Source organism: Levilactobacillus mulengensis (assembly GCF_003946045.1).
In the GTDB taxonomy this organism is placed as follows: domain Bacteria; phylum Bacillota; class Bacilli; order Lactobacillales; family Lactobacillaceae; genus Levilactobacillus; species Levilactobacillus mulengensis.
This window is the reverse complement of sequence record NZ_RHNW01000031.1, coordinates 1-3,394: the sequence shown is the minus strand read 5'-3', so window position 1 is coordinate 3,394 and position 3,394 is coordinate 1. Positions and strand designations below refer to the sequence as shown.

Genomic DNA, 3,394 nt, shown 5'->3' with positions numbered 1-3,394 from the left:
TATACCGGGAAAGGCGGTTCATTTCACCATATGGTTACGAGGGTAAAGCGAAGCGGCACCCTCAGAGAGTTTTTTGTGCAGAAAATCAAAAGCAGATGGGGCGCATGACCGCAGCGGCAGTGTGGCTGGCGACCGAGCGACGTCAAAACCGAAATGGCTGTATGAAATCGGGCGGTTCCATGAAGTTGCCGTCACGTCTGCGAGTTACTTCTAATTGCCGATGGTGGTGGAACACATTCTGTCAAAAGAGACTACTTGCCACCTAAGCAAGATCAGAGGAATAGCCAATCTAAAAAAGAGCCTGGGACAAAACCCCAGACTCGCTTTTGTGTACCCATTTACATGGCCGAAACGTGCGACAAAAGGCAACCGGTTCCGCTTAAAACTGCTAGCCAAACAATCCAAGACCAGGATTATTCGGTTAGCAGCCTTAATGCTCGCCGGCTAACCGCCTTTTGTCCCACTCTCTTTTTTGTGAGCAGCTAAGTTAAGCCCGATGTATGAGTGCCACGCTACTGTTGTCTAACCTTAACGGATCGAGATTGCCAGTATTTCCTGACCAGTACGATGATAACCACTAGTCCACTGAACTGGCAGGTCGTCATTAGGCCAAAGCCCATGTTAAAGGCGTTGATACTCCCACTAACGAGACTGAGTGCGGCAAACGCTGTCAGGCCAATCCAATGTACCCGATTTGTCCAAACGTTCGGGTGGCGACGGGCAATGCCCAAATTGATCATCAGGACGATCAACAAGAGGATGAGGAAGTCCATCCAGTAGAGGCCTGGGAAAGTTGAAAATTGGGTGACGCGTTCCACCAGGAGCACCCCGAACAGGACCAGTAATAGGCTAGAGCTTGGACGAGTGACCGGTCTTGTTACGGGCACAGCTGCTGTGCCCTGCAAGAGCGCGTCTACCGGGACGGCATATAGCGTGGCTAATTGGGTAATGGTGGCGATGTCCGGTTGGTTCCGGCCAGTCTCCCAGCTGGAAACAGTCTGCCGTGAGACGTGCAGTTGGTCCGCCAGTGCCGTTTGGGTCAGCTGTTGCGTTTGCCGGAACTTTTTCAAACGTGCGCCTAGTTCTGTCGATGCCATGGGGGCACCTCACTTCCTTGATAATTGCGATTAACTCTATCATAGAGAATCAACGGGAAATAGCAAGCTATTCTCGCTAGCATCCGTATCATTCGGGGATTTGAACGGGTACGCTGAAAGGGAGTAGAGGAGATGATGTCCAGTGCAACAAGTACAAGAGAAAATGGTTCGGGTAGTCGGGTTACGGAAAACTTTTGGCCACCGAATCGTCTTGCGTGATGTAAACTTTGAGTTTTCAGCCGGCAAAATTGTCGGATTGGTCGGTCCCAACGGTGCGGGCAAAACGACCATTATGAAGGCCTTACTGGGACTGATGCCAACGGATGCAGGGAACGTTCGGATTCTGGGACAACCCGTTTCGGTCAATACCCATGCAGTCGTGACCCAACACGTAGGTGCGCTCATCGAACGCCCGGCGATTTATCCCTTTCTGAGCGGTTGGGAACAGTTGCGATTGATGACGACTTCCGTGGAACAAATGACGTGGGTGGTGCAGGCCCTCCAAATGGATGATTATATCCACCGACCGGCCAAACGGTATTCACTAGGCATGAAACAGAAGCTGGGGATTGCCATGGCATTGGTGAATCGACCACGGTTAGTCATATTGGACGAGCCGATGAATGGGCTGGACCCACAATCGGTTAAGCGATTACGTCATTTAATTGTGCAAATGGCAGGGGAAGGGACCACTTTTTTAATTTCCAGTCATATTTTGAGCGAGCTGGAAAAGATTATTGATACGGTGATCCTAATTGACCAGGGAGAAGTGTTGCTGCAACGAACGATGGCTCAGTTTCGAGAATCGGCGCGGCAATCTTTAGTAGTGCGGACGACGGAGAATGATCGGGCATTGCGGGTGCTTTTACAGGCCGACTATCCAGTAATCCAGCGGGGGAGCGACTTGATCGTGACGAAGCCGGTTGCGTTGACGCCCATACTGCAGGCACTTCTTAGTGCGCACATTCAGATTTTAAAAGTGAACCAGCATCGGGAAGATTTAGAAACGGTCTTGTTACGCTTGTTAGCAGAGAGGAAGGCATAGGTCATGGGACAATTATTGCAGCAGGAGATTTTTAAATTCAGACATCAGCGATTGGCTTGGCTTGCACCGGTCATCTTGGTGCTTTTAATGGGCGGACTGGCAGCAACGGCGCACGGGGCATCAATTAGCGACCAGAAATTTTATATTTCATCGGCGTATGGCGGGTTTCAATGGCTGATGATACTCATGATTGTGATTGGCGCCAGCTGTGTGACGATGGAATTCGAGTACGGGACGATCAAACAGTTGGCAATCCAGACGAATCACCGCTGGACGATCTTCGTGGGGAAGTATGTGCTGCTGCTCGGGTATAGCGTGTTGCTCCATGTGGTAGCTGTGCTCACGACACTATTACTCAAGTTCAGTGGTGGGCGCAGCCTCTCGTGGCAAACAGTCTATCTCTATCATCAGGCCCTACTGGATAATCTCGTGACTAATGCGGTGCTGGATACGTATGGTGGTGTGCTGATTATTGGATTGGTCTTTTTGCTGGCGAGCTGTAGTCATAACAGTGCGGCGGCGATTGCCATTGGCGTGGGGGTCTGTTTCATGGGGGAAGGGGTGTCCAGTTTGCTATTGCAGTCGTTTAAGTCGTTACTGCCGGTGATGAAATGGAATCCATTTAATATGTTCTTTCTGCAGGAAGAGTATGGCAATCCCAGCTACCAGCAGAATGTGACCCACTTGACGATTGAGCAGTTGAGCGTCGGCAATCTCCTGTGGGCGTTGTTCTTTGTTGGGGTGGGGGCACTGATCTTTTCACGACGGCGGATTTAGGCTGATGGCTGGCCGGAAACACATTTTACAAGGTTGCCATGATGAGAAGCGTCACGGCGACATCCTACCAAAAGAGACTTCTGGCCCGTAAAATGGGGATTAGTGAGGAACGGGCTTGGAGCCGCGGCTAACGAATGGTGGGATTGTCGTCATTAATTTATAATTTTTGTTGACAGTGAGTTGATGTGCATGGTATATTATCTAAGTTGTCTTTTGCGGCAGCGACTCATTAATTTAAAAAGTTAAATTGCTTGTTGACAAGTAGTCTAACAAAATGGTATATTAATTGAGCTGCTTCGTTAGGAAGCACATTTAACAAGTTGTTGATTAAATAAAAATTCTTGTTGACATCAAATCAGTTAAATGATATGATGATTAAGTTGTCTGCGAGAGCGGATAACTGGTAGACCTTTGAAAACTGAACATTGTTTCGACAAACCAAATATGTGTAGGGCGGTTTGATACTTGGTATCAA

General features: G+C 49.1%; 3 protein-coding genes. 2 read left to right on the top strand and 1 reads right to left on the bottom strand.

What is annotated here, in order from left to right:
- Positions 1-512: 512 nt before the first annotated feature.
- Positions 513-1,097 carry a helix-turn-helix domain-containing protein gene (locus EKM84_RS14005; protein WP_125766272.1) on the bottom strand — a complete coding sequence of 195 codons (585 nt, stop codon included), beginning with the start codon at positions 1,095-1,097 and terminating at the stop codon, positions 513-515.
- 142 nt (positions 1,098-1,239) lie between these two features.
- Here EKM84_RS14005 and EKM84_RS14000 point away from each other — a divergent pair, with 142 nt between their 5' ends.
- A complete protein-coding gene (locus tag EKM84_RS14000) occupies positions 1,240-2,142 on the top strand; it encodes an ABC transporter ATP-binding protein (RefSeq protein ID WP_125766271.1) in 903 nt (300 codons plus the stop codon).
- Between the two features lie 3 nt (positions 2,143-2,145).
- Entirely contained in the window at positions 2,146-2,919 is a 774-nt protein-coding gene (locus tag EKM84_RS13995) for an ABC transporter permease (RefSeq protein WP_125766270.1), read from the top strand.
- The last annotated feature ends 475 nt before the right edge of the window (positions 2,920-3,394 follow it).

Bases quoted from the DNA above. Each gene is read 5' to 3' on its own strand.
- EKM84_RS14005 (WP_125766272.1), bottom strand. From the start codon at position 1,097: ATGGCATCGACAGAACTAGGCGCACGTTTGAAAAAGTTCCGGCAAACG.
- EKM84_RS13995 (WP_125766270.1), top strand. From the start codon at position 2,146: ATGGGACAATTATTGCAGCAGGAGATTTTTAAATTCAGACATCAGCGA.